This is a genomic window from Rhizobium sp. BK661 (assembly GCF_024808825.1).
Classification (GTDB): domain Bacteria; phylum Pseudomonadota; class Alphaproteobacteria; order Rhizobiales; family Rhizobiaceae; genus Rhizobium.
Map to the genome: position 1 here is coordinate 95,718 of NZ_JANTYT010000006.1, position 24,600 is coordinate 120,317.

20 protein-coding genes are annotated in these 24,600 nt (G+C 60.4%); 11 read left to right on the top strand and 9 right to left on the bottom strand.

The features are described from left to right. The first annotated feature begins 27 nt into the window (after window positions 1-27). From FHX16_RS14825 to FHX16_RS14835, 3 genes are all read left to right on the top strand, one after another. Window positions 28-2,166 carry a molybdopterin-dependent oxidoreductase gene (locus tag FHX16_RS14825; protein WP_183859360.1) on the top strand — a complete coding sequence of 713 codons (2,139 nt, stop codon included), beginning with the start codon at window positions 28-30 and terminating at the stop codon, window positions 2,164-2,166. Further along, on the top strand, window positions 2,163-2,756 hold the full coding sequence (locus tag FHX16_RS14830) for an NUDIX domain-containing protein (protein WP_183859358.1): 594 nt from the start codon (window positions 2,163-2,165) through the stop codon (window positions 2,754-2,756). The genes FHX16_RS14825 and FHX16_RS14830 overlap by 4 nt, the downstream gene beginning before the upstream one ends. A 98-nt stretch (window positions 2,757-2,854) precedes the next feature. Next, on the top strand, window positions 2,855-4,018 hold the full coding sequence (locus FHX16_RS14835; RefSeq protein WP_183859356.1) for an alpha-D-ribose 1-methylphosphonate 5-triphosphate diphosphatase: 1,164 nt from the start codon (window positions 2,855-2,857) through the stop codon (window positions 4,016-4,018). A gap of 100 nt (window positions 4,019-4,118) precedes the next feature. On the opposite strand, the gene purN is transcribed toward FHX16_RS14835, so the two are convergent. Continuing rightward, a complete protein-coding gene (purN, locus tag FHX16_RS14840; RefSeq protein WP_183859354.1) occupies window positions 4,119-4,793 on the bottom strand; it encodes a phosphoribosylglycinamide formyltransferase in 675 nt (224 codons plus the stop codon). Continuing rightward, on the bottom strand, window positions 4,790-5,863 hold the full coding sequence (purM, locus tag FHX16_RS14845) for a phosphoribosylformylglycinamidine cyclo-ligase (protein ID WP_183859352.1): 1,074 nt from the start codon (window positions 5,861-5,863) through the stop codon (window positions 4,790-4,792). Before purM ends, purN begins: the two co-directional genes overlap by 4 nt. A 246-nt stretch (window positions 5,864-6,109) precedes the next feature. On the opposite strand from purM, the gene FHX16_RS14850 reads away from it, so the two are divergent. The 4 genes from FHX16_RS14850 to ppx all read left to right on the top strand — a co-directional run bounded on the left by FHX16_RS14850 (window position 6,110) and on the right by ppx (window position 11,747). Beyond that, on the top strand, window positions 6,110-7,231 hold the full coding sequence (locus FHX16_RS14850) for an AI-2E family transporter (protein ID WP_183751507.1): 1,122 nt from the start codon (window positions 6,110-6,112) through the stop codon (window positions 7,229-7,231). Next, entirely contained in the window at window positions 7,228-7,941 is a 714-nt protein-coding gene (hdaA, locus tag FHX16_RS14855) for a DnaA regulatory inactivator HdaA (RefSeq protein ID WP_259129342.1), read from the top strand. Before FHX16_RS14850 ends, hdaA begins: the two co-directional genes overlap by 4 nt. Before the next feature lie 65 nt (window positions 7,942-8,006). Then, window positions 8,007-10,211, top strand: a complete 2,205-nt coding sequence (locus FHX16_RS14860) for an RNA degradosome polyphosphate kinase (protein ID WP_183859348.1) — start codon at window positions 8,007-8,009, stop codon at window positions 10,209-10,211. A gap of 12 nt (window positions 10,212-10,223) precedes the next feature. After that, a complete protein-coding gene (gene ppx, locus FHX16_RS14865) occupies window positions 10,224-11,747 on the top strand; it encodes an exopolyphosphatase (RefSeq protein ID WP_183859346.1) in 1,524 nt (507 codons plus the stop codon). 118 nt (window positions 11,748-11,865) lie between these two features. Here the strand turns inward: ppx and FHX16_RS14870 are convergent, their stop codons facing one another. Next, window positions 11,866-12,033 (bottom strand): hypothetical protein, encoded by a 168-nt coding sequence (locus tag FHX16_RS14870; RefSeq protein WP_259129344.1) that lies wholly within the window; start codon window positions 12,031-12,033, stop codon window positions 11,866-11,868. Between the two features lie 176 nt (window positions 12,034-12,209). Between FHX16_RS14870 and FHX16_RS14875 the strand changes: the two genes are divergently transcribed. After that, window positions 12,210-13,175 (top strand): DMT family transporter, encoded by a 966-nt coding sequence (locus tag FHX16_RS14875; protein ID WP_259129346.1) that lies wholly within the window; start codon window positions 12,210-12,212, stop codon window positions 13,173-13,175. Between the two features lie 186 nt (window positions 13,176-13,361). Beyond that, complete coding sequence (locus FHX16_RS14880; protein ID WP_183859340.1) at window positions 13,362-13,982, top strand: YdeI family protein; 621 nt, start codon at window positions 13,362-13,364, stop codon at window positions 13,980-13,982. Between the two features lie 92 nt (window positions 13,983-14,074). Here the strand turns inward: FHX16_RS14880 and FHX16_RS14885 are convergent, their stop codons facing one another. From FHX16_RS14885 to FHX16_RS14900, 4 genes are all read right to left on the bottom strand, one after another. Beyond that, window positions 14,075-15,433, bottom strand: coding sequence for an esterase-like activity of phytase family protein (locus FHX16_RS14885; protein ID WP_259129348.1), 1,359 nt, complete (start codon window positions 15,431-15,433; stop codon window positions 14,075-14,077). Window positions 15,434-15,478: 45 nt separating this feature from the next. Next, window positions 15,479-16,546 carry an adenylate/guanylate cyclase domain-containing protein gene (locus FHX16_RS14890; RefSeq protein WP_259129350.1) on the bottom strand — a complete coding sequence of 356 codons (1,068 nt, stop codon included), beginning with the start codon at window positions 16,544-16,546 and terminating at the stop codon, window positions 15,479-15,481. Between the two features lie 144 nt (window positions 16,547-16,690). After that, entirely contained in the window at window positions 16,691-17,836 is a 1,146-nt protein-coding gene (gene rnd, locus FHX16_RS14895) for a ribonuclease D (RefSeq protein WP_183859335.1), read from the bottom strand. A gap of 83 nt (window positions 17,837-17,919) precedes the next feature. Further along, window positions 17,920-19,311 carry a multicopper oxidase family protein gene (locus FHX16_RS14900; RefSeq protein WP_259129352.1) on the bottom strand — a complete coding sequence of 464 codons (1,392 nt, stop codon included), beginning with the start codon at window positions 19,309-19,311 and terminating at the stop codon, window positions 17,920-17,922. Window positions 19,312-19,580: 269 nt separating this feature from the next. Between FHX16_RS14900 and aspS the strand changes: the two genes are divergently transcribed. Then, a complete protein-coding gene (aspS, locus tag FHX16_RS14905; protein WP_259129354.1) occupies window positions 19,581-21,371 on the top strand; it encodes an aspartate--tRNA ligase in 1,791 nt (596 codons plus the stop codon). 48 nt (window positions 21,372-21,419) lie between these two features. On the opposite strand, the gene FHX16_RS14910 is transcribed toward aspS, so the two are convergent. Continuing rightward, window positions 21,420-22,586, bottom strand: coding sequence for a serine hydrolase (locus tag FHX16_RS14910; protein WP_259129356.1), 1,167 nt, complete (start codon window positions 22,584-22,586; stop codon window positions 21,420-21,422). 66 nt (window positions 22,587-22,652) lie between these two features. On the opposite strand from FHX16_RS14910, the gene FHX16_RS14915 reads away from it, so the two are divergent. Further along, window positions 22,653-23,297, top strand: coding sequence for a TetR/AcrR family transcriptional regulator (locus FHX16_RS14915; protein ID WP_183859327.1), 645 nt, complete (start codon window positions 22,653-22,655; stop codon window positions 23,295-23,297). Window positions 23,298-23,359: 62 nt separating this feature from the next. Here the strand turns inward: FHX16_RS14915 and FHX16_RS14920 are convergent, their stop codons facing one another. After that, window positions 23,360-24,547 (bottom strand): hypothetical protein, encoded by a 1,188-nt coding sequence (locus FHX16_RS14920; RefSeq protein ID WP_183859325.1) that lies wholly within the window; start codon window positions 24,545-24,547, stop codon window positions 23,360-23,362. Window positions 24,548-24,600 lie beyond the last annotated feature (53 nt).

Sequence of the window (24,600 nt, forward strand, 5' to 3'; positions counted from 1 at the left end):
GGTTTCCGGTTCGAATATAGAAAAGCCATGAACATTGCGACCCCCATTCACGCCAAATCCGCCAAGTCGAATGTCAGGCTCGGTCACACCGCCTGTCCGCACGACTGTCCCTCCACCTGCGCGCTGGAGGTGGAGATCGGCGACGACGGCCGCATCGGCCGTGTACGGGGCGCAAACGATCACAGCTACACCTCGGGCGTCATCTGCGCGAAGGTCGCGCGCTACGCCGAGCGGCTCTATCATCCGGACCGGCTGATGCATCCGCTGCGCCGAACGGGCGCCAAGGGAGCAGGGCAGTGGCAGCAGATTTCCTGGGACGCAGCTCTCGATGAAATCGCCGAAGCCTTCGTCAAGGCGGAAGCGAGGGACGGCAGCGAAGCGATCTGGCCCTATTTCTACGCCGGTACCATGGGCTGGGTTCAGCGCGACTCGATCGAGCGCCTGCGCCACGCCAAGCGCTATTCCGGGTTCTTCTCGTCGATCTGCACCAATCCGGCCTGGACCGGCTTCACCATGGCCACCGGCACGCTGCGCGGGCCCGACCCGCACGAGATGGGCCGCACCGATTGCGTGGTGATCTGGGGCACCAATGCGGTGTCGACGCAGGTCAACGTGATGACCCATGCCATCAAGTCCCGCAAGGAGCGCGGCGCCAAGATCGTCGTCGTCGACATCTACGACAATCCGACGATGAAGCAGGCCGACATGGCGCTGATCGTCAAGCCGGGCACGGATGCGGCGCTCGCCTGCGCCGTCATGCACATCGCCTTCCGCGATGGCTATGCCGATCGTCAATACATGGCGAAGTACGCCGACGATCCCGCCGGCCTTGAAGGGCATCTCAAGACGAAGACGCCCGAATGGGCGGCCGCCATCACCGGCCTTTCCGTCGACGAGATCGAGGCCTTCGCGCGCCTCGTCGGCACGACGAAGAAGAGCTATTTCCGCCTCGGCTACGGCTTCACCCGCCAGCGCAACGGCGCCGTCGCCATGCATGCGGCAGCTTCGATCGCGACGGTGCTCGGCTCCTGGCAGTACGAAGGCGGCGGTGCCTTCCACTCCAACAGCGATATCTTCCGTATGAACAATGCGGAACTGACCGGCAAGTCGATGAAGGACGCGGATATCCGCATGATCGATCAGTCGCAGATCGGTCGCGCGCTGACCGGCGATGCCGTAGCGCTCCGCCATCGCGGTCCCGTGACGGCCATGCTGATCCAGAACACCAATCCGGTAAACATCGCCCCCGAACAACGGTTGGTGAAGCGCGGCTTTGCCCGCGACGACCTGTTTGTCGCGGTGCACGAGCAGTTCATGACGGATACCGCCGAGATGGCCGATATCGTCATCCCGGCAACGATGTTCGTCGAGCATGACGACATCTATCGCGCCGGAGGCCAGAACCACATCCTGCTCGGCCCCAAGCTTGTCGAACCGCCGGAAACGGTGCGGACGAACCTGTTCGTGATCGAGGAACTGGCCAAGCGCCTCGGTGTTGCAGATCGTCCGGGCTTCGGCTTCACCGCGCGCGAAATGATCGACCGTGTTCTCCAGGACAGCAATTTGCCGGGATACGATCATTTCCTCGAACACAAATGGTTCGACCGTCAGCCGGAGTTCGAGGACGCGCATTTTCTCAAAGGTTTCGCGCATCCTGACGGTAAGTTCCATTTCCGCCCGGACTGGGTCGAAGGCCCTGCGCCGAACAAGCCGCCGGCCGCTGTCGGTGCTCTCGGACCACACGAGCAGCTTCCGGCGTTTCCGGATCAGGTCGATGTCATCGAGCTTGCCGATGCCGAGCATCCGTTCCGCCTCGCAACGTCGCCGGCCCGCAATTTCCTGAATTCGAGCTTCGCTGAAACGAAGACCTCGCGCCAGAAGGAAGGGCGGCCGGAACTGATGATGAACCCGGCCGACGCCCTTGCCGGTGGTATCGACCATGGCGATCTCGTGCGGATCGGAAACGACCGTGGCGACCTCAGGATCCATGTGCGGGTCACCGAAGAGGTCAAGCCCGGCGTGTTGATTGCCGAAGGCCTTTGGTCGAACAAGGCGCATGTCGACGGCGAAGGGATCAACGTCCTGACCGGCGCCGATCCGGTGGCGCCCTATGGCGGCGCGGCGGTTCACGACAACAAGGTCTGGCTGCGCAAGGATGTCGCATGACGAAATTTGACAAGGCGAAAGCCGAGATCGTCGACGAAAAGACGCTCTCGAACGGCTGGACGCGCCTGAGCGGCTTCCAGATCGACTACACGGATTCCGATGGCGAGACACATCGCCTGCAGCGCGAGGTCTACCATCGCACGCCGGCCGCGACGATCCTGCTCTATGATCCGAAGCGCGACACCGTTGTCCTCGTGCGGCAGTTCCGGCTCCCGGTCTTCCTTCACGGCGAGCCGTCCTGGATCATCGAAGCCCCGGCGGGGCTATTGGATGGCGATGCCCCGGAAGCGGCGATCCGCCGCGAGGCCGAGGAGGAAACCGGTTTCCGCGTCCGCGACGTCCGCTTTCTCTTCAAGGCCTACAGTTCGCCGGGCTCGAGCATGGAGTTGCTGCATTTCTTTGCCGCCTCGATCGACACCGCTGACCGCGTCTCCGATGGCGGCGGCCTTGCTCACGAACACGAGGACATCGAGGTTCTGGAGGTGCCGCTCGACAAGGCGATGGCCATGATCGAGCACGGCGCGATCATCGACTTGAAGACGATCACGCTGCTGCAATGGGCGGCAATGAACCGCGGCGCGCTGCGCTAGGGCATGGGCCAATTTGCGAGGCTTATCCTTCACACCGATGTCATGAATCAGCGCTAAGCGCTCCGCCTTGTCATAAATCCCTGCCTGGAGAAAAACCGATGTGGCTCAGCAATTTTACTCTTGTCCTTCCAGATGAGATCGTGAGCCACGGCTCGGTCCGCGTCGAGGATGGCGTCATTGCCGAAATCAGGCCCGAACCGGTCGCCAACGGTGCGATCGATGGCGGTGGGCGCCTATTGATGCCGGGCTTCGTGGACCTTCATGGCGACATGGTCGAACGGGAGATCGCGCCGCGCCCGAATGCACCGATGCCGATCGATTTCAGCATCCACGAACTGGACAAGAAGCTCGCAGCCGCAGGCGTCACGACCGCATTCGCGGCCGTCTCCTTCGCAACGGAAAGCGTCTACGGCCACGTCCGCTCGCTTGAGACAACATCGGCCGTGATCGAAAGCATCAGCCGATTGAAGAACAACCTGCTCATCGATCATCGTGTCCATGCGCGCTACGAGATCACCAATCTCGGCGCCGCGCCGACGCTCGAAAAGCTGCTCGATGCCGGCCATGTCGACATGGTCTCGCTGACGGATCACACGCCGGGGCAGGGGCAGTATAACAACATCGAGAGCTACATCCTGAGCATCGCCGAGCGCCGTGCCATTTCCGAGGAGATGGCCGCCGAGATGGTCGCCAAGCGTATCGAGATGCGCAACAATCCCGACATCGAGATCAAGCTGAAGCAGGTTGTCGATCTCGCGCTGAAGCACAACCTGTCGCTCGCCTCCCACGATGACGATAGCGCCGAGAAGGTCGCGCAGATGCACGATCTCGGCGTAACGATCAGCGAATTTCCGGTGACGCTCCCGGCAGCGGAAGAAGCGCGGCGTCGCGGCCTCTGGACGCTGATGGGCGCACCGAACGCGCTGCGTGGCCAATCGATGTCCGGCAATCTCAGCGCATTGGATGCCGCTGCCGCCGGCCTTCTGACGGTCATTGCTGCCGACTATCATCCTGCGGCCTTCGTGCCCGGCATCTTCAAGATCGCCGATCGCACGAGCCTGCCTTACGCCGTCGCAATGGCGACCCGCAATGCGGCGCGCTCCGCCGGTCTTCTCGATCGTGGTGAAATTGCCGTCGGTCAGCAGGCCGACCTGGTTGTCATCGAAGCCGGTGACGTGCATCGCATCCGCGCCACCTTCCGCAAGGGCCTATTTGTCTACAGCGACGGCACGCTTCATCAGCCTCGGGCGCTTGCCGCCTGAGGGCACGGAATATGTCCCGAAAGCGGAGCCTTTCGGGACATGGATATGCGTAGAAACAGAGAATTAGAGCAGGGGGGGATCCAAAGGATCGCGCCGTGCTTCAGGCGCCTTCGCCGATCAGCGAGATAACGCTGCTACGTTCCGCCGGCGCTGCTGCAGCGTCGGTGCTGACGGCCTTGCCGCCCTCCATCTTCACCTTGCCCTGAGCAAAGAGCCGCAGCGCCTGCGGGTAAAGCTGATGCTCGACTGTGAGCACGCGCGCGGCAAGGCTGTCGGCATTGTCGCTGGAAAGGACAGGAACTGCGGCCTGGCCGATAACCGGTCCCTCATCCATGCCTTCGGTGACGAAATGCACGGTGCAGCCGGCGATCCGCATCCCGGCGTCGATCGCGCGCTGATGCGTGTGCAGGCCGGGAAACAGCGGCAGCAGGGAAGGGTGGATGTTGATCATCCGTCCCTCGTAGCGCTGGATGAAGATGCCGCTCAGCAGCCGCATGTAGCCGGCAAGGCAAAGAATGTCGGGCGAAAGCTGATCGAGCGCGGCAAAGATTGCCTCCTCGTGGGCTTCCTTGCTCGCATAGTCCTTGCGGACGAAAGCGAAGGTGGGGATGCCTTCGGCTGCCGCCTTGGCGAGCCCGCCGGCGTCGGCCTTGTCGGAGATGACGCCGACGATTTCCGCCGGAAAGTCGCCAGCCCTGGCGGCTGCGACCAGCGCCATCATGTTGGAACCGCCGCCGGAGATGAAGACGACGACGCGTTTGCGCGGCGATGTCATATGGCGAGCGTGCCCTTGTAAACCGTACCGCCGGCACCTTCGGCGCGGGCAATCATCCGACCGAGCGTTACGACCGTCTCGCCTTCAGCTTCGAGAGCCGCAGTGACGGTCGCGACGTTCTCAGCCGAAACGACCGCGATCATGCCGACGCCGCAGTTGAAGGTGCGCAGCATTTCGTTGGCTTCAACGCCGCCCGTCTTGGAAAGCCAGGAGAAAACCGCCGGTACCCTGACGGCAGCAAGATCAATCTCGGCTGCGAGGTGCTTCGGCAGAACGCGCGGAATGTTCTCCGGGAAGCCACCACCGGTGATGTGCGCCAATGCCTTGATAGCCTTGGTTGCGCGGATCGCCTTCAGGAGCGGCTTTACATAGATGCGGGTCGGCGTCAGCAGGGCTTCGCCGAGGCTCTTGCCGTCAGCGAACGGAGCCGGGGCATCCCAGGCGAGGCCCGAAATGCCGACGATCTTGCGAACCAGAGAGAAGCCGTTGGAGTGGACGCCCGACGAGGCAAGGCCGAGGATCACGTCGCCTTCGGCGATGTCGCCCGACGGCAGCAGCTGGCCGCGCTCGGCCGCACCGACGGCAAAGCCGGCCAAGTCGTAGTCTCCGGAAGAGTACATACCCGGCATCTCGGCGGTCTCGCCGCCGATCAGCGCGCAGCCCGCGTCACGGCAGCCGGCGGCAATGCCCTCGACGATCGCCGCACCCTGGTCAGGATCGAGCTTGCCCGTCGCGAAGTAATCGAGGAAGAAAAGTGGCTCAGCACCCTGGACGACCAGATCGTTGACGCACATGGCGACGAGATCGATACCGACAGTGTCATGATAATCGGCATCGATGGCGATCTTCAGCTTGGTGCCGACGCCGTCATTGGCGGCAACGAGAACCGGATCGGTGAAACCCGCAGCCCTGAGGTCGAACAGGCCGCCGAAGCCGCCGATCTCGCCGTCCGCACCCGGGCGGCGCGTCGAGCGCACGGCGGGCTTGATCTTCTCCACCAGAAGGTTTCCGGCATCGATGTCGACGCCTGCGTCGCTATAGGTCAGGCCGTTTTTTCCAGACTGGCTCATGCTGCTCTCCGATGGCTGTGCGCGGGCGGGAAATGTCACCGCCTCGATATGCGGGTCGCCATTGCATGACACGGGCCTACATGCAAGGGATTGCATGGAAAAAGCCCCAATTTCCCGCTCAATTGACGCGGGCTCTCTCGATTTTTAGCGCCGGGGTTGACCATTCTCTCGGCCACATCCTATGTGCTCGAAAGGTTGCATCGCTATGATGCAAAAAATCGAGACAGTCGATCAGCGGGGAATGTGATGCCACAGCAGGTTAGCGGGGCAGGTCTGAAGCGCCAGGTGATCTTCTGGCTGATCGTGCTCGCCTTCTTTATTGGCTTCCTTTTCCTCTTCAGCTCGATCCTGCTGCCGTTCCTGGCGGGGATGGCATTGGCCTACTTCCTTGACCCGATTGCCGACCGGCTCGAGCGCCTCGGTCTCAGCCGCCTGATGGCGACGGTCGTCATCCTGATTGCGTTCGTCGTCATTATCGTACTCGCATTGATGATACTGATTCCGGTTTTGGCGAGCCAGTTCAGCGATTTTGCTGGCCGTCTACCGGGTTACATCGATCAGTTGCAGACCTTCATCATACAGTCCCAGAATTCCCTCATGCCGGATTGGGTGAGGAGCCAGCTCGGCACGATCAAGAACAACTTCTCGGAAATCCTGTCACAGGGGTTTGGATTGCTCACCGGTCTGTTCGGTCAGGTCTGGAGTTCCGGCCTTGCCGTGGTCAATGTCATCTCGCTGATGATCGTCACGCCCGTTGTGGCCTTCTATATGCTGCTGGATTGGGATCGCATGATCGCCAAGGTCGATCAGTATATTCCGCGTGACTATGTGGCCAACGTCCATCAGATCATGCGTGAGATCGACCAGGCGATTGCCGGGTTCATCCGCGGCCAAGGGTCGCTCTGCCTTATCCTCGGGATCTGGTACGCCGTCGGCTTGTCGCTGATCGGGTTGAACTTCGGCCTGTTGATCGGCCTCTTCGCGGGAATGATCAGCTTCATCCCCTATGTCGGTTCGCTGGTCGGCCTCGTTCTTGCCGTCGGCGTTGCCATCGTCCAGTTCTGGCCCGACTATCTCTGGGTTGGCGCCGTGCTTGCGGTCTTCTTCAGCGGCCAGTTCATGGAAGGCAATATCCTGCAGCCGAAGCTTGTTGGCCACAGCGTCGGCCTGCACCCCGTATGGCTGATGTTTGCGCTGTTTGCCTTCGGCGCACTCTTTGGTTTCGTCGGGCTCCTGGTCGCGGTGCCCGCCGCCGCCGCGGTTGGTGTGCTTGTTCGTTTTGCGCTTTCGCGTTACCTTCAAAGCGATCTTTATGCTGGCACGGCAAAGACCGGCCAGATCAGGAAGACAAAAGCTGATCCCAAATGACTGATGTGAAAAATGCTGGTCCAAGGCGCAATGCCGTCGAGCAGCTTCCCTTGGCCTTTTCGCACGATGCCGCAACGGGGCGTGATGATCTGTTGATCTCCGAACGGCTGGCGGCAGCCGTGTCGATCGTCGATGCGTGGCCGAACTGGCCTTCGCCCGTCGTGATCCTCGCAGGCCCCGTGGGTTCCGGAAAGTCGCACCTCGCGAACATCTGGAAGGATCACAGCGGTGCTATTGAGATTCATCCGAAGGCGGGCGCCAACGCGGCCGTCGATGCAGCCAATGGGCCGGTCCTGTTCGAGGATGTCGATCGGCTTGGCTTCGACGACAACGAACTCTTTCACGTCATCAACAGTGTGCGCGAAAACGGTCACAGCCTTCTCATGACGAGCCGCCTTTGGCCGATGTCGTGGCCCGTCGAACTGGCGGATTTGCGCTCGCGTCTGAAGGCGGCGACGGTCGTCGAGATCGGTGAGCCGGATGAGGAACTGCTGTCCCAGGTGATTGTAAAGCTGTTCGCCGACCGACAGCTTTATATTGATGACAAACTGGTCCTCTATATCGTTAACCGGATGGAGCGATCCCTGAATGCGGCCCAGACGATCGTCGACAGGCTTGATCGACTTGCCCTTTCCAGAGGCACTAAGATTACCCGAGCTCTTGCCGCTGAGGTATTGAATGAATTGGGTAATTCGGAGTCGGCGGATTGACCGTCACAGTTCTGTCGTGAAACTGATATAATTCGCTTGACCGAAGAAAACGGGACAATCAGACCATGGATAGCGCAGTAACGGAGCATCACGAACCTACTCCGGAAACCAACGAGGCTGTGCCTTCTCTAGAAGAATTGCTGACCAGTCCCGAGCGCTTCATCAACCGCGAATTCTCCTGGTTACAGTTCAATCGCCGTGTTCTCGAGGAAACGCTGAATACCGAGCATCCGCTGCTAGAGCGCGTTCGGTTCCTGTCGATCTCGGCCGCAAACCTCGACGAATTCTTCATGGTCCGCGTAGCCGGTCTCGAAGGTCAGGTGCGTCAGAATATCGTCGTGCGTACGCCTGATGGCAAGACACCAGCCGAGCAACTCGACGCCATCCTCCAGGAGATTGACAATCTGCAGATGGAGCAACAGGCATCGCTTGCCGTGCTTCAGCAGTATCTCGCCAAGGAAGATATCCTGATCGTGCGCCCCGGAGCGCTTAGTGAAACTGACCGCGCGTGGCTCGCGACGGAGTTCGAGCAGGCCATTTTCCCCGTACTGACGCCGCTGTCGATCGACCCCGCGCACCCATTCCCCTTCATCCCGAATCTCGGATTCTCGATTGGCCTGCAGTTGATCAGCAAGAACGGTCGTGAACCGATGACGGCGCTGCTGCGCCTGCCGCCGGCACTCGACCGCTTCGTGCGGCTGCCGGATGACCGTAACACGATCCGCTACATCACCCTTGAAGACGTCACCAACGTCTTCATTCACCGGCTCTATCCCGGATATGAGGTGCAGGGCTCGGGTACATTCCGGATCATCCGCGATAGCGATATCGAAGTTGAGGAAGAGGCCGAAGATCTGGTGCGCTTCTTCGAAACCGCGCTGAAGCGTCGCCGCCGCGGATCGGTGATCCGTATTGAGACCGATTCAGAAATGCCGGCGTCGCTGCGCCAGTTCGTCGTACAGGCGCTGAGTGTTCCGGAAAACCGGGTTGCCGTTCTGCCGGGACTTCTCGCGTTGAATACGCTGTCCGAGATCACCAAGGCGCCGCGCGAAGACCTTCGATTTCCGCCCTACAATGCGCGATTTCCCGAACGAGTCCGAGAGCACGCCGGCGACTGCTTCGCCGCAATCCGGGAAAAGGACATGGTGGTTCACCACCCCTACGAGTCTTTCGACGTGGTGGTCCAGTTTCTGCTCCAGGCTGCACGCGACCCTGACGTTTTGGCGATAAAGCAGACGCTTTACCGCACGTCGAACGACAGTCCGATCGTCCGTGCGCTGATCGATGCAGCCGAGTCGGGCAAATCGGTTACAGCTCTCGTCGAACTGAAGGCCCGCTTCGACGAAGAGGCGAATATTCGCTGGGCGCGCGACCTGGAGCGCGCCGGCGTGCAGGTCGTCTTCGGCTTCATCGAACTGAAGACCCACGCCAAGATGTCGCTGGTCGTCCGCCGCGAAGAAGGCAAGCTGCGCAGCTACTGCCATCTCGGCACCGGCAACTATCATCCGGTCACCGCGAAAATCTATACCGACCTGTCGTTCTTCACCTGCAACCCGGTGATTGCCCACGACATGGCGAATATCTTCAACTTCATCACCGGTTACGGCGAGCCGGAACAGAGCATGAAGTTGGCGGTGTCTCCGTATACGCTGCGCTCGCGCATCGTTCGCCACATCGAGGAAGAGATCAAGCATGCCCAGAACGGCGCGCCAGCGGCGATCTGGATGAAGATGAATTCGCTTGTCGACCCCGAGATCATCGATGCGCTCTATACCGCAAGCCGCGCCGGCGTCGAGATCGACCTTGTGATCCGAGGCATCTGCTGCCTGCGCCCGCAAGTGCCCGGCCTCTCTGAAAATATCCGGGTGAAGTCGATTGTTGGGCGCTTTTTGGAGCACAGCCGTATCTTCTGCTTCGGCAATGGTCATGGGCTGCCGTCCGACAAGGCCCTGGTCTATATCGGCTCGGCCGACATGATGCCGCGGAACCTCGATCGCCGTGTCGAAACGCTCGTACCGCTGACCAATCCGACCGTGCACGAGCAGGTTCTCTCACAGATTATGCTGGGCAATATTATTGACAATCAGCAAAGCTACGAGATATTGCCCGACGGAACGTCAAGGCGCATGGAAGTGCGCAAGGGCGAAGAGCCGTTCAACGCGCAGCAGTATTTCATGACAAACCCAAGCCTGTCCGGCCGTGGTGAAGCTTTGAAGTCCAGTGCACCCAAGCTGATTGCCGGGCTCCTCTCCGGTCGAAACAACAAGTAAAATTGGACCTGCATGGTTGAATCAGAAGCCCAGGGGCGCCTTCCAGGGATTGCCCCGGTCTCCGTCGTCGACATCGGGTCGAACTCGATCCGTGTGGTCATCTATGAAGGCATGTCCCGCTCGCCGACGATCCTTTTCAATGAGAAGGTGTTGTGCGGCCTGGGCCGCGGTATTGCGCTGACCGGCAAGATGGATGAGGCGAGCGTAGAGCGCGCTCTGGCCGCCCTCCATCGCTTCAAGGCTTTGTCCGACCAGGCGCGCGCTTCCACGATGTATGTGCTCGCAACGGCGGCGGCGCGCGAAGCATCGAACGGTCCAGACTTCATCCATCAGGCAGAAACGATCCTTCAGCGCAGAGTTCGTGTTCTCTCCGGCGAGGAGGAGGCGAAGTTCTCCGCACTCGGCATCGTCAGCGGCTTTTATGAGCCTGACGGCATTGCCGGCGACCTTGGTGGCGGCTCACTCGAATTGATCGACATCAAGGGTAAGGAAATCGGCAAGGGGGTAACCTTGCCGCTCGGTGGCCTTCGCCTCTCGGAATATGCAGGCGGCTCGCTGGAGAAGGCTCGAACCTTTGCCCGCAAGCATGTGAAAACCAGTTCCAAGCTGCTCGCTAAGGGCGCCGGGCGAACGTTCTACGCGGTCGGCGGCACTTGGCGAAACATCGCCAAGCTGCACATGGAGATGACGCAGTATCCGCTGCACATGATGCAGGGCTACGAAGTTTCGCTCGAGGCGATGATGCACTTCCTCGATCAGGTGGAGATTGCACGGGATTCAAAGGATCCTGCGTGGATGGCTGTTTCGAAGCATCGCCGCGCGTTGCTTCCCTTCGGCGCCGTGGCCATGAAAGAGGTTCTAAGCGCAATGAAGCCCTCTGTTATCTCGTTTTCGGGGCAGGGCGTGCGCGAAGGCTATCTCTATTCACTGCTCTCGGACGGTGAGCGTCGCACCGATCCGCTGCTGGCGGCCGCCGGCGAACTCGCCATTCTGCGTGCACGTTCGCCAGAGCACGCCAGAGAGCTGGCGGGATGGACCGGCCGCATGATGCCCTATTTCGGCATCACTGAGACGGAGGAGGAGGCGCGCTATCGTCAGGCAGCCTGCCTGCTTGCCGACATCAGTTGGCGCGCGCACCCTGATTACCGTGGACTACAGGCGCTGAATATCATTGCGCACTCGTCCTTTGTTGGCATCAGTCATCCTGGCCGCGCCTTCATTGCGCTAACGAATTACTACCGGTTCGAAGGACCGTACGATGACGGTGCCACAGGCCCGCTTGCGGCGATCGCGACTCCGCGCTTCATCGAGCGCGCCAAGCTGCTCGGCGGTTTGTTGCGGGTGGTCTATCTCTTTTCGGCATCCATGCCGGGAATCGTGCGAAACCTGACCTTCCAGAAGTCGTCCCAACCAGATCTCGACCTGGAGTTCGTGGTTCCGGCGGAATATCATGACTTCGCCGGCGAGCGCCTTGAAGGCCGGCTGCAACAACTTGCCAAGCTGACCAACCACCGTTTGGCTTTCCGCTTCGAATAGCGATTGGGGACGCACGACCGAGGTGCGAGGCGAAAAGCATCTTCCGCTGGCTAATCTTGGCTCGATGTGGATGCTTCATGCCAGAACGGAGGAACCCCGCTCTTGGCGGGGTTCCGTTTTAGCCATCGTTGGCTCTTGCTTTCGGCCCTTCCTTGCTGGAAACCGATGCAGTCTTGCCGTCAGGTTGTTGCCCAAAATAGGTTCCGCCGAGATGGCCGCCACCGCTGGTGTTTTCGACCTGACGCTCGGTGCGCTTTTGGATTTCTTTCACGTCTGTCTTGCTCATAAGTGTCTCCATTGTTGAGGTGGTGACCTTGGAACAACCAATCCACGCCCATTTCGTTCAAATTTTTCGAGGAATGGTGGTTGGAGCGAGCCGCAAAACAACCTCGACGAGCCAAGACCAATCATGGTGGCGGAGCGCCTGTGCAGAGGCGGGGAACTGTGGCATAACTTTGACCCATGGCGATACATGGCGTGACGGTCCATCGCGACACGGTTGGAACGGGAGAGGCAGCGGGCGGTTCGCTTGCGACCGCCTATTCCGTGGGCATCCTCTGCTGGCTGCTATCGGCGGGCGTCTATATTGCCGCGAAATGGGTCTCGACTGAGATGCCGCCCTGGACGCTCTGCTTTTGGCGCGTGTTGATTGCCTGGGCGATTTTGATGCCCATCGTGCGCCGGCATTTCGGCGACATGGTCGCTCTTATCCGAGCCCGCGGCCTGGAACTGCTTGTCGTCGGTGGCATGGGACTTGCGATCTGCCAAGGCTTGATTTTTGTCGGCCTGGAGCATGCCGAGGCCACGACTGCGGGCATCATTATCGCACTGATCCCGATCATCACCATGATCCTCGCCCGTTTGTTTCTCGCCGAACCGATGGGAAGCTGGCAGGTGATCGGATCGATCCTGGCCTTTTTCGGGATTGTGGTCATCATCATCAAAGGCAGCCCGGCTGCGTTGATGCGTCTCGATCTCAATCCGGGCGAACTGTGGATCGTCGCCGGCGCGTTCTGTTTCAGCCTCTATACGGTGTTGCTTCGCCGGGCGAAATTCGATTTGAACCGCCTAGCGCTGCTTGTGCTGCTTCTTGGCGCCGCGGTGCTGACGGCGCTGCCCTTCTACCTCTATGAGCTTGCCTCGGACGAACGCTCGACGCTCAATACCAGCGGGCTCATTGCGCTCGCATACGTCGCGATCCCCGGCGGGGCGATCATGTATTATCTGTTCAATCGTAGCATCGAGGCCCTGGGTGCGGCGCGGGCTGGCGTGCTTCTCTACATCCAGACGATTTTCATCGCGATCCTCGCCTATCTGATCCTCGGGGAACAGTTGCAACGCTATCATCTCGAGGGCGCGGCTCTCATCGTCGCCGGTCTGCTTCTGATCATCTTCCTGAAGCCGAAGACACAGGCCGCAAAAGCCTGAGGGTGCGGGCCACCGTCGACAGTCGAACCTGCCCGCGACAAGCCGGCCGTCTCTCTTTGCCCCTCACCGGGGAGGCGTTAATCGCCTGCGTCGCATTCGTAAAGATTTCGGCCCTAAGTTGACGTATTGCTTTGGGATGCTTCAAGTGAGCAGCCAACCACTGCGAAAGGAGCTTGGGCGAGAGTGATGATCACCGACATTGAGGACTTTTTCACGAAAGGATGCGGACGCTGCGAGCGCTTTGCGACGCCGGACTGTTCGACGCGGCAATGGATTGACGGCCTGAACGAGCTCCGCCGCATCTGTCGTGAGGTGGGTCTCGTCGAGACGGTGAAATGGGCGCATCCCTGCTACATGCATGAAGGCCGCAACATCGCCATAATGGGCGCCTTTCGCGGCGATTATCGCCTGACTTTCTTTAACGCCGCATTGCTGAGAGATTCCGAGGGCGTCCTCGAGAAGCAGGGGCCGAACACTCAACATCCCGACATGCTCCGCTTTGTGGAGAACGCACAGGTCGTAAAGATGGAACCTGTCATCCGGTCCTACCTGAAGGAAGCGATGGGCTACGCCGAGGCGGGCATCAAGCCATCGAAAAGGCAAGGCGAAGTCGATCTGCCCGATGAGCTGGTTGAGGCTCTCGATTCCGATCCTGAACTTGCCGAGGCGTTTTACGATCTGACACCTGGCCGACAGAAGAGCTACGTGATCAATCTCAACGGGGTGAAGAAGTCGGAAACGCGAACGACGCGGATCGCTAAATTCCGAGATCACATTCTCGCTGGAAAGGGTGCTACGGAGCGATAGTTCGAGGTTCCTAAAGGCTTGCCGCTCAGGCGTCGTTCATTTCTGGAAAGCCCCGCGCTTTTCAAGCGGGACCTTCCTTGTGAGACTTAAGCTTATTTCGCGTTCAGGAGTTCACCGACTTCGAGCAGGCTGAACTCGTTGTTGTCAGCCTTGTCGATGGCGCGGCCCGCAGAGAAGGGCAGGTTGTTGTCGTTGCCGACGATGATGTGGGTGGCATCGACGCGGTCGACGTTTTCGATCGTCACGAAAGGCATGTCATAGATGCCATCCTTGTTGCCGGCCTTCTTCTTGTTGTCGGGGTCCTTGATATTCAGCAGGTCGATGTAGCCGATCTTGCGGACAGCCTTGCCGACGTTGGCGTCGTTGAACTCGATCTTGTAGATGCGCTTGAGTTCAGCCGGAGCCTCAAAGCAATCGGGCTTCGGCTGCTTGGGATCGGCACAAGCCTTGTCCTTCGTGCCGGCGCCGTTGTCACGTTCGATGACGAGGGCGGTCGCATCGTCGAGCATGTTGAAGTCACCGATCGAAACGCCCTTGTCCTCGAACGGATAGAACCAGGTGCGCCCAGTCCATTTCTTGGAAGCCGTGTCGAACTCGATGACGCGGATGGCAGTATGGCCGTCAACGGATTCCATCTTGCCGTCGTCTTGATAGAGGGCGCCCTCCAGAAGGCCGTAGAGCTTGCTACCGTCCTTCGACATGGCAAGACCCTCAAAGCCGCCCGAACGCTTCAGGTTGAAGACCGGCATCTTGGCGGTCGGGTTCGCCGGAACGGAGAGGACCGGATTGTCGGGCGACATGACAGGCTTGTTGTCAACAGTGGTCGCGACCACGTCGGTCAGGCGGCCCTCGGTGTCGAACTTCAGGAGATAGGGTCCGAATTCCTCGCCGATCCAGAAGCCGTCGGCGACAGGCTGTACAGATTCGATATCGAAGTCAGCACCCGTCAGATAGGGCTTGTCCGCGCCTTCGAGCACGATCGGGAAGGGGGCCTTCTTGTCGGGATCGGACAGGAACAGGTTCTTGACGACATCGACCTTGCCGGTCTGCCAGTCGAATTTCACCTGATGCAGGAAGAGCATCGCGTCGCTGGAGTTTGCCTTGGAGCCGAAGCCGTTGTCGGAGAGCGTCCAGAAGCTGCCGTCAGCCATCGTCTTGATGCCGGAGAAGCCCTGGATCGGCTGGCCGTCGAACGGCAGCTTCAGATCAGTGACGCGAACGCCGTCCTTGCCGGGAACGCTACCGAGCGCTTCGGTGCGCTTGCGGTCGGCGGTGGTGAACTTGCCGGAGTGCTTGAGGAACTCAGGCGCATCGGCCGGAGCCGCAACCAGCGTGTTGGCCGGCAGGATCGCCTGGCCCGCGAGCTTGGCGGGAAATTCCTGTTGGTCAGCAGCGGCCGAACCGGCGATCAAAAGAACAAATGAAACGGAAGCAAGAAGAGCATTTTTCATTGAAACCCCCAAAGGATGGAATGCGGGTTTCGATTAGCAATGCTTTCATGTCGGCGCGTTGACGCTTGCGTGAAGCTTTGGTGACGCCAGCCGGTTGTCCGCCTTGACGAGCGAGATGACGCCGAGGCTCTGGCCGCGACCCTTGACGGCATGGTTTCCCAGGTCCTGCGCCGAGACCGTCTCCGGCATCTTGATGCGCTGAGCGAGGTCGGAGGAGATCAGGACCGAGCGGTTCAACGTCTTGCAAAGCGATTCCAGTCGGGACGTGGTGTTCACGGTGTCGCCGAAATAGGTGATCTTGTGATGGTCGACACCGATTTCAGCCGTGATGACTGTGCCACCGTGCAAGGCGGCGCGCAGGCGAGGGACCTGACCAAATGCCGTCAGCCAGTGCTCGGCGTCCGCCTCGATCGCGCCGACGATATCGAATATGCAGTTCACGCATCGGGCGAACTTGATCCCGCGTTCCAATGGCCAGCTGATGATCGCGGCATCGCCCACATAGTCATCGATGGTACCCTTGTACTTTCTCACCGGCTCGGCGAACGAGGCGAACAGGGAACTCAGCATCTGCTGCGCTTTGAGATCGCCGTGTTTCTCGGCAAAAGAGGTCGAGTCCACCAGATCGATAAACAGGAAGACGCGTTCCTCGCTGATCGGTTTGCGGTAGCGGCTGAACAGCATGTTCAGGAAGATATCCCGCCCCAGTAGTTCACGTATCCGAAGCACGAAGATGATCAGCGCGCACACCGCGAGCGCATAGAGAAATGCGTTGAACGGCAGGACGACGGCATCGACCCACGATTCCGGATGAAAGAAGCCGAGCCACCACATGGATAGGCCGGCAACTGCAAATCCGGCGCTCATCAGTATTTCGTAGACGAAGATCTCCGCGAGGAAGAACGTCAGCGTCGGAAGCGCCTGCATGCGACGGTAGAGGGAGCGCAAGATGACTTTGCGCTCGAACGCAATGATCGGCAGGCCGATGGCGAGCGCGAACGTCGCACCGAGGAAGGGATGCCCCCCATAAAACCGCATATCGTAAAGCACGCCGCTCGCGGCGATGACAAGTGCGATCAATAGCCAGTTCTGGACTGGTGATATTTCCCTCATGGAGTCCTTTTCGCGGTGACGCGTCGCCGGGATACCCAAGGCATATAGGAAGCATCGGGTGCCTCCAAAAGACACGCCAGGTTCGTTCCGCGATCAATACAATCTCGAAATGACTATACGCGCAAAAACGTCCGCTTGATGGCGCTAGAGCGCCACCGTCTCGACCTTCTTACCGACGAAGCGAAGGGCGACCTGGCCCTGGATAAGCTGCAGCGCAGGCTCGCCGAAGAGCTCCCGCCGCCAGCCGTGAAGCGCAGCGACCTCGGCCTTCTCGCCCTCAGATGCGATCTTGTCGAGATCTTCGCTGTTGGCGATCACCTTTGGTGCGACGCCGTGCTTTTCCGAGATCAGCTTCAACAGGACCTTCAGCAATTCGGCGGCGGCGGCGGCGCCCTCTGGTGGCTGTGCCTGCCGTGGGGCGTGCGGCATTTCGGTCTTCGGCAAGGCAAGCGCGGCATTGACGGCTTCGACCACGGCAGCGCCGGCGGCCGACCGTTCCCAACCCTTGGGGATCGTGCGCAAGCGGCCAAGCGCTTCGGCGTCCTTCGGCTGCTGCTGGGCGATCTCATAGATCGCGTCGTCCTTCAGCACGCGCGAGCGCGGCACGTTGCGGCTTCGGGCCTCACGCTCGCGCCAGGCGGCGACATATTTGAGGATGGCGAGTTCCTGCGGCTTGCGCAGGCGCATTTTCAACCGCTGCCATGCATCGTCCGGATGCAGGTCGTAGGTCTCGCGGGCCTCAAGGATATCCATCTCCTCCCGCAGCCAGGAGGAGCGGCCTTCGCGTTCGAGTTCGGCCTTGAGGTAGAGGTAGACGTCACGGAGGTGCGTGACATCGGCCAGCGCGTAGTCGAGCTGCTTTTCCGAGAGCGGCCGGCGGCTCCAGTCCGTGAAGCGCGACGACTTGTCGATTTGGACGCCCTTGGTGCGGCTGACGAGCTGGTCGTAGGAGACCGAGTCCCCGAATCCGCACACCATCGCGGCAACCTGAGTGTCGAAAATCGGATGCGGAATGAGCCCGCCGCGGTTGTAAATGATTTCGATGTCTTGGCGGGCGGCGTGGAAGACCTTGAGCACGGCAGGATTGGCCATCAGCTCGAAAAACGGCTTGAGGTCGAGGCCCTTCGCCAACGGATCGACCAGCACTTCCGTCGTTGGGCTTGCCATCTGTATTAAGCAGAGTTCCGGCCAGAACGTCGTCTCTCGGAGAAACTCGGTGTCGATGGTAATGAATTCTGACTTGGCCAGCTCTTTGCAGGCCGCCTCCAAATCGGCGGTTGTTTCGATCATCTCAATTCATTCGCAGGATAGACATAGTTGAACCTTCCTTCTCCTTTCGGCCGGATATGTCAACTAGAACCCGCAAAGAGCCGTCAAACAACTCTAACATAACTGGTCATGCCGGTCTTTTGATGCTCGATGATGTGGCAATGCAGCAACCAATCGCCGGGATTGTCGGCCACAAAGGCGAGTTGCACTTTCTCATCGGGTTGGACGAGATAGGTGTCGCTAACGAGCGGCTCGACCTTCCGTGTCGAGGACGAGAGCACGGTAAAGCTCATGCCGTGCAGGTGGATCGGATGCGTGTGCGGCGTCACGTTCTCGAGCTGCAGGATGTAGCTCTTACCCAGCTTCAATTCCGCCAGCGGCGCGGTCGGATCCGGCGTGTCGCCGGGCCACGGTACCTTGTTGATGGCCCAGAAGCTGTAGCCCAGCGTACCACAGATGCTGTCGACAGGCGCACTCTCGGCCGTAGCGCTGAGAATGAGCGGGATCTTCTGTGCCGCAGACAGATCGGGCTTAGCGACCGGGTTCTCGCCAAGCGCCGTGAGATCGCCGACATTGCGCTTCAACGAGGTTCCGACGGCGCGAAGCTTGGCGATCGTCTTCGGCATTGTGCCCCTGATGTCTTCGAGTGTGGCGACGGCACCCTCGCTGTCTGGCATCCTGACGGCGAGATCGAGGCGCTGACCGGGCCCGATCAACAGCAGATCGAGCGGAAAGCGTTTCGAGACAGGATTGCCGTCGAGCGCGATGACGGTCGCCTCGGCGCCCTCCATCTTCAGGGAAAAGATGCGGGTGACGTCAGTCACCGCAATGCGGAGCCGGATGAGGCCGCCGGCCGGCGCATCATATTGCGGCTCCTGGTTCCAGTTGGCCGTCCTGACTGTTCCGTAGGTGCCGGTCTTTGCCGCATCACGCGGACGGAAGGCCGCGATGAACTGCCCGTCGCCACCGAGCCGCCAGTCGCGCAGATTGAGCACGACCTCGGCGTCGAATACCGGATCGTCTGGATCCTCCACCACGAGAACGCCAGTCATGCCGTGACCCATCTGTGTCAGCGTGTTGCAATGTGGGTGATACCAGAAAGTGCCGGCATCCGGCGGCGTGAAGGCATAGTCGAAGCTGTCACCGGTATAGACATAGGGCTGCGTCATGAACGGCACGCCGTCCATCTTGTTCGCTATTCTCAGGCCGTGCCAGTGGATCGTCGTCGGCTCGTCGAGCGTGTTCGTCAGCCTTGCCGCAAAAGGTTTGCCCTTCGTCATTCGCAATACCGGAGGCATGCCGGCGTCGCCCCAAGTCATGATGTCTTTCGTCATGCCGGAGTCGGCGAGGCTGGCCGTCGTCTTTAACGCTTTCAGCACTTGCGGCTCCGGCGCCGCTTCCGCCAACCCGAATTTCCCCGCTATTCCGACACCGACGCCATAAGCACCCGCAACGGCCGAGGCTTTCAGCAGGTTGCGGCGAGTGAAAAGGGGCATGTAGAGGCTCCGCGCGAGGATATTGCTCTTCTTTAAAGTTGACTGCGAGCTTCAGCAATATGGTAGGGAGTTGCCAAACTGCCGCATGGGTATTCGCGGTCGCATGGTTGCGGGCCTGTCATAAAGCTGGCGCAAAGCGCATGCTTAGCGTGCCAACCCTTGACAAATCAGACCGTCCATGCGCTTTTCCGCCCGATTTTCTTGTCGGTGCGGGAGAGCCATCAGAGCCCCTTGCCGCCGTCTTAAGCCAGATACCGGGAATTGAGATTATGCATCGCTATCGCAGCCACACATGTGCAGCCCTCCGCAAGTCGGATGTCGGCGCCAATGTCCGGATTTCCGGCTGGGTCCACCGTGTTCGTGACCATGGCGGCGTTTTGTTCATCGACCTCCGTGACCATTACGGCATCACCCAGGTCGTTGCCGATCCGGATTCGCCCGCGTTCAAGCAGGCTGAACTGGTCCGCGGCGAGTGGGTGATCCGCATTGACGGCCTCGTCAAGGCGCGCACGGAAGACACCGTCAACAAGAACATGGCGACCGGCGAGATCGAACTCTACGCGCAGGAGATCGAAGTTCTCTCCGCTGCCAAGGAATTGCCGCTGCCGGTCTTCGGCGAGCCTGATTATCCGGAAGACGTTCGCCTGAAGTATCGCTTCCTCGATCTGCGCCGCGAGACCCTGCACAAGAACATCGTCAAGCGCACGCAGGTTATCTCCGCCATGCGTCGCGAAATGGGCAATGTCGGCTTCACCGAATACACGACGCCGATTCTGACGGCCTCCTCGCCGGAAGGCGCGCGCGACTTCCTCGTGCCGTCACGCATCCACCCCGGCACCTTCTACGCGCTGCCGCAGGCGCCGCAGCAATACAAGCAGCTGTTGATGGTTGCCGGTTTCGACCGCTACTTCCAGATCGCGCCGTGTTTCCGCGACGAAGACCCGCGCGCCGACCGTCTGCCGGGCGAATTCTACCAGCTCGACCTCGAAATGAGCTTCGTCACCCAGGAAGACGTCTGGAACACGATGGAGCCGGTCATTCGCGACATCTACGTCGAGTTTGCCGAAGGCAAGCCGGTGACCGAGAAGTTCCCGCGCATTCCGTATGAGACGGCGATCCGTAAGTACGGCTCCGATAAGCCCGACCTGCGCAACCCGATCGAGATGCAGGCCGTCACCGAGCATTTTGCCGGCTCCGGTTTCAAGGTTTTCGCGAACATGATCGCCTCGAACCCGAAGGTCGAGGTCTGGGCTATTCCCGCCAGGACTGGCGGTAGCCGTGCGTTCTGCGACCGCATGAACGCCTGGGCGCAGAGCCAGGGGCAGCCGGGCCTCGGCTATATCTTCTGGCGCAAGGAGGGCGAGAAGCTCGAAGGCGCCGGCCCGCTCGCCAAGAACATCGGCGAGGAGCGCACCGACGCGATCCGTACCCAACTCGGCCTCGATGATGGCGATGCCTGCTTCTTCGTCGCCGGTGATCCGTCGAAGTTCTACAAGTTTGCCGGCGAAGCCCGCACGAGGGCCGGCGAGGAGTTGAACCTCGTAGACCGTGATCGCTTCGAATTCTGCTGGATCGTCGACTTCCCGTTCTTCGAATGGCTGGAAGACGAGAAGAAGATCGACTTCGCCCACAACCCGTTCTCGATGCCGCAGGGAGGCCTCGAGGCGCTCAATGGCAGCGATCCGCTGTCGATCAAGGCCTTCCAATACGACATGGTTTGCAACGGCTTCGAGATCGCCTCGGGCTCGATCCGTAACCAGCTGCCGGAAGTCATGGTCAAGGCTTTTGAATTGACCGGCAAGTCGCAGGCCGAGGTCGAGGAGCAGTTCGGCGGCCTCTACCGCGCATTCCAGTACGGTGCGCCGCCGCATGGCGGCATGGCCTTCGGCATCGACCGCATCGTCATGCTGCTCGTCGGCGCCAAGAACCTGCGCGAGATCTCGCTGTTCCCGATGAACCAGCAGGCGCAGGATCTGCTGATGGGCGCACCGACCCCGGCAACGCCGACGCAGCTGCGCGAACTGTCGATCCGTCCGATCCCGCCGGTCAAGAAGGACTGAGAAAGCTGGCATAGAAAGCCCGGCCTGAGCCGGGCTTTTTCTTGGCACTCAAATCGCCGAGTAGAGCGCGTCGCGCAGATCCACCGTGAATTGCCCCCACATCCCCTCCAGCGCCGTATTCGTCAGCGCCACGGCGGTCAGTTTCTTTGCGGGATCGACAAACCAGCTATGGCCGTAGGCGCCGCCCCAGCGAAACGTCCCCTTCGACCACGGCACCTGCGCGGAGACCGGGTCGGTCACCACCGCCCAGCCGAAACCGAAGCCGACGCCCGGATCAAGAAGCTGGCGCACGCCGTTCGCCTGATCTGCCGTCATGGTCTTAACTGTTTCGGAAGAGAGAAGCGGCGAGCCGCCCTTGCGGATCGTCTCCAGGATCGCCAGCACGTTGCCCGCTGTTCCCGCCATGCCGGCGCCGCCGGAATGATAGGAGGCCGGATCGAAGATGCGGTCCGGCGTGAAGCGCACAGAGCCGTTCAGAGCCCGCACGGAGGCTTCTTTGCCCATCAGCGCGGGCTCCGGTGCGGTGTTCATATAGGCGGCAGCGAGCCGACTGTGATCACGCACGGCAAAGGCGATGTCAGCAAGGCCGAGTGGCTCCGTCACCAGCTTTGCCACGGCTTCGCCGAGCGGGGCACCTGTCTCCTTTTCGATGACGCCACCGATCACGTCCATTGCGAGCGAATATTGCCATTGTGAGCCAGGTGCGAAGAGGAGAGGGACGCTCGCCAGCCGCTTCAGGTTTTCGGCCAGCGGCAGGCCAGGTTGATCGAGGCCGTCGGAAATGCCTGCTTTGGCATAAGGACCATCCTCTTCGGCAAAGCCATAGCTGAGTCCGGAGGTATGAGTGAGCAGATGGCGGATAGCGATGACCGGCTCCGTCCCGTCCGCAAGTCGCGGGCGGAAATCCGGCAGCCATTTGGTCACGGGATCGTCGAGGTTGATGCGGCTCTGTTCGACGAGCCGCATCGCTGCGATCGTCACGATCGGCTTTGTGATCGAGGCGAGCCGGAAAATCGTGTCCTCGGCCATGGCCCGTCCTTTTTCGCGATCGGCAAGGCCTGCTGCACGACGATAGACGACGACGCCTTCGCGGGCAACGAGGACCACCGCGCCGACGAGACGTTTTGCTGCGATCGTGCGATCGATCACCGTGTCGAGTGCCCTTGCGAGGTCCGCAGTCTGCTGTGTGTGCTGGGTTTCGAGGGGAAGACTCATTGGATCAAGCCTCCTATAATCACAATGATCGTTCCTGAATAAACTGGATCGAATGATATTTCTAGAGTGATCACTATGAAAAATAACGACGACGGGAAAAATAGCGGTCAGAAGAAGCGCGGCCGCCCGCCGGCCTTCGATCGCGAGACGGTGCTTTCCGCCGCACGCGACGTCTTCTGGCAGCACGGCTATGACGGCAGCTCGATCGCCGATCTTACTGCCTCGATGGGGATTACGCCCCAGAGCCTCTACGCGGCCTTCCGCTCCAAGGCGGAGCTTTATCGCGAGGCGCTCGCGCAATATCGCCGCATGCCGCGCCCCGAACCCGGCAATCCTTTCCAGGCAGAGATCGACACCGTCACTGCCTTCGAGCGGTTCCTGAACAACTCGGCCGCCATTTTCACCGCGCCAGACCATCCGAAGGGCTGTATGATTTCGACGGCTGTGTTGAATTGCGCGGCCGAGAATGAGGACATTGCCGAATATGTCTCCTCGCTGCGGACGCAGACGCTCGACATTTTCGTGGCGCGCATCGAACGCGGCATCAAGGAGGGGGATATAAGCAAGGACGCGAACGCCCGATCGCTTGCCCGCTTTATGGGGGCGATCGTCCAGGGCATGTCGGTCCAGGCACGTGACGGCGCCACGGCCTCAGAACTGGCTGAAATGACCAGCCACGCAATCCATGAGTTGCGCCGCTACATTGCGTGACCGTTGCCCAAACAGAAAGGAACCCAGCGGCAGAGCGGGTCGCCGGGTTCCAGAGGCTCAGATCAATCGTTTGCGGTCACCTTCACGCCGAGGACTTGCGGCAGTGTATTCGGTGCGCCCATCGCGGCACCCATGATCATTGGGAACGGAACGGGCTTTGCCGGAGCGGCAGCGAGCGTCAGGTTCTTCGGATTGTCGAGGAAGGTGCTGACAGCCGCCGATATGGCGTTCTGCAGCTCCGGGATGTTGAGTTGCGCCAGCATGATCGGCGTCATCGCCTTCAACGAATCCGCCATCTGTTGGCCGGAGATGTTCTGCTGGCTGCCGGCGTAGTCGAGGGCGCGTTTGGTGATGGAAGCGTCATCGAAGCGGATCTGGGCGCTTTCGAACGACAGCTGCTGCATCAGCCCGAGCATCGACAGACCGAGGGCCTGCTGCGCCTCTTCCTTGTTCTGGTTTGCTTCCGCCTGCTTGGCCGCCTCCTGCAGCGACTTTATGAAAGGCATCGTGTAGCCGGAGATCTTAAAGGCGAGGTTCAGCTTGCCGATGTTGTTGAAGTCGAAGGCGAATTCGGAGACGTCGATCGTGCCGGGTGTCAGCTCCCAGGCGCCCTTCATCGTGATGTCGCCCTGGACGTGCTGGAGCGCGAGCTTGTCGATCGCTTCCTTGCTCTGCGCGTCGGTTGTCTTGCTGAGATCGGCCTTGAGACCCTTGAAAGCGCCATCAAAATCGAAGCCGGATTCGTCTTCGCGAAGCGTCAGGTTCATGTCGCTTTCAGCGAGCGAGAACAGCTCTGCCCCGTTCTGGACAACCTTCACCGGACCGCTGTGGGCGCTCTCGTAGAGCAGCATCGAGTCGAGCCCTTCACCCTTCGGATCGGCAGGGATCGAAATACCGCTCAGCGTCAGGTCGGTTGCTGTGAAAGTGGAGCCCTCGTTCGTAGCGCTGATGTTCGGGAAGGATGCTTCCTCGACATAGTAGCCGCCGTCTTCGTCTTCCTCGACGCCTTTCATCGTGATGTCGCCAATCTGCACCGCTTCGCCGCTGTTGGCCTTGAAGCTCGCCTGCTTCAGCGTCACCGTCGTGCCGTCGACATCGACGCCATCGGCAACGATCGTGCCTCCCTGCTGGCTGTAAGCGGCGTTGATCTTCGTCAGCAGAGCCTGGCCATCGAGGGCAAAGGCCGAGCCGGCGAGAGAAAGAAAAGCGGCGCCCGAAAGCATCAGCCGTGTCGTCCGGTAAAAAGTCATCTTGGGTCCCTTAGTGGCGGTGCGTAGCGGTGGCTCTGTTCGTAGCCGATCTA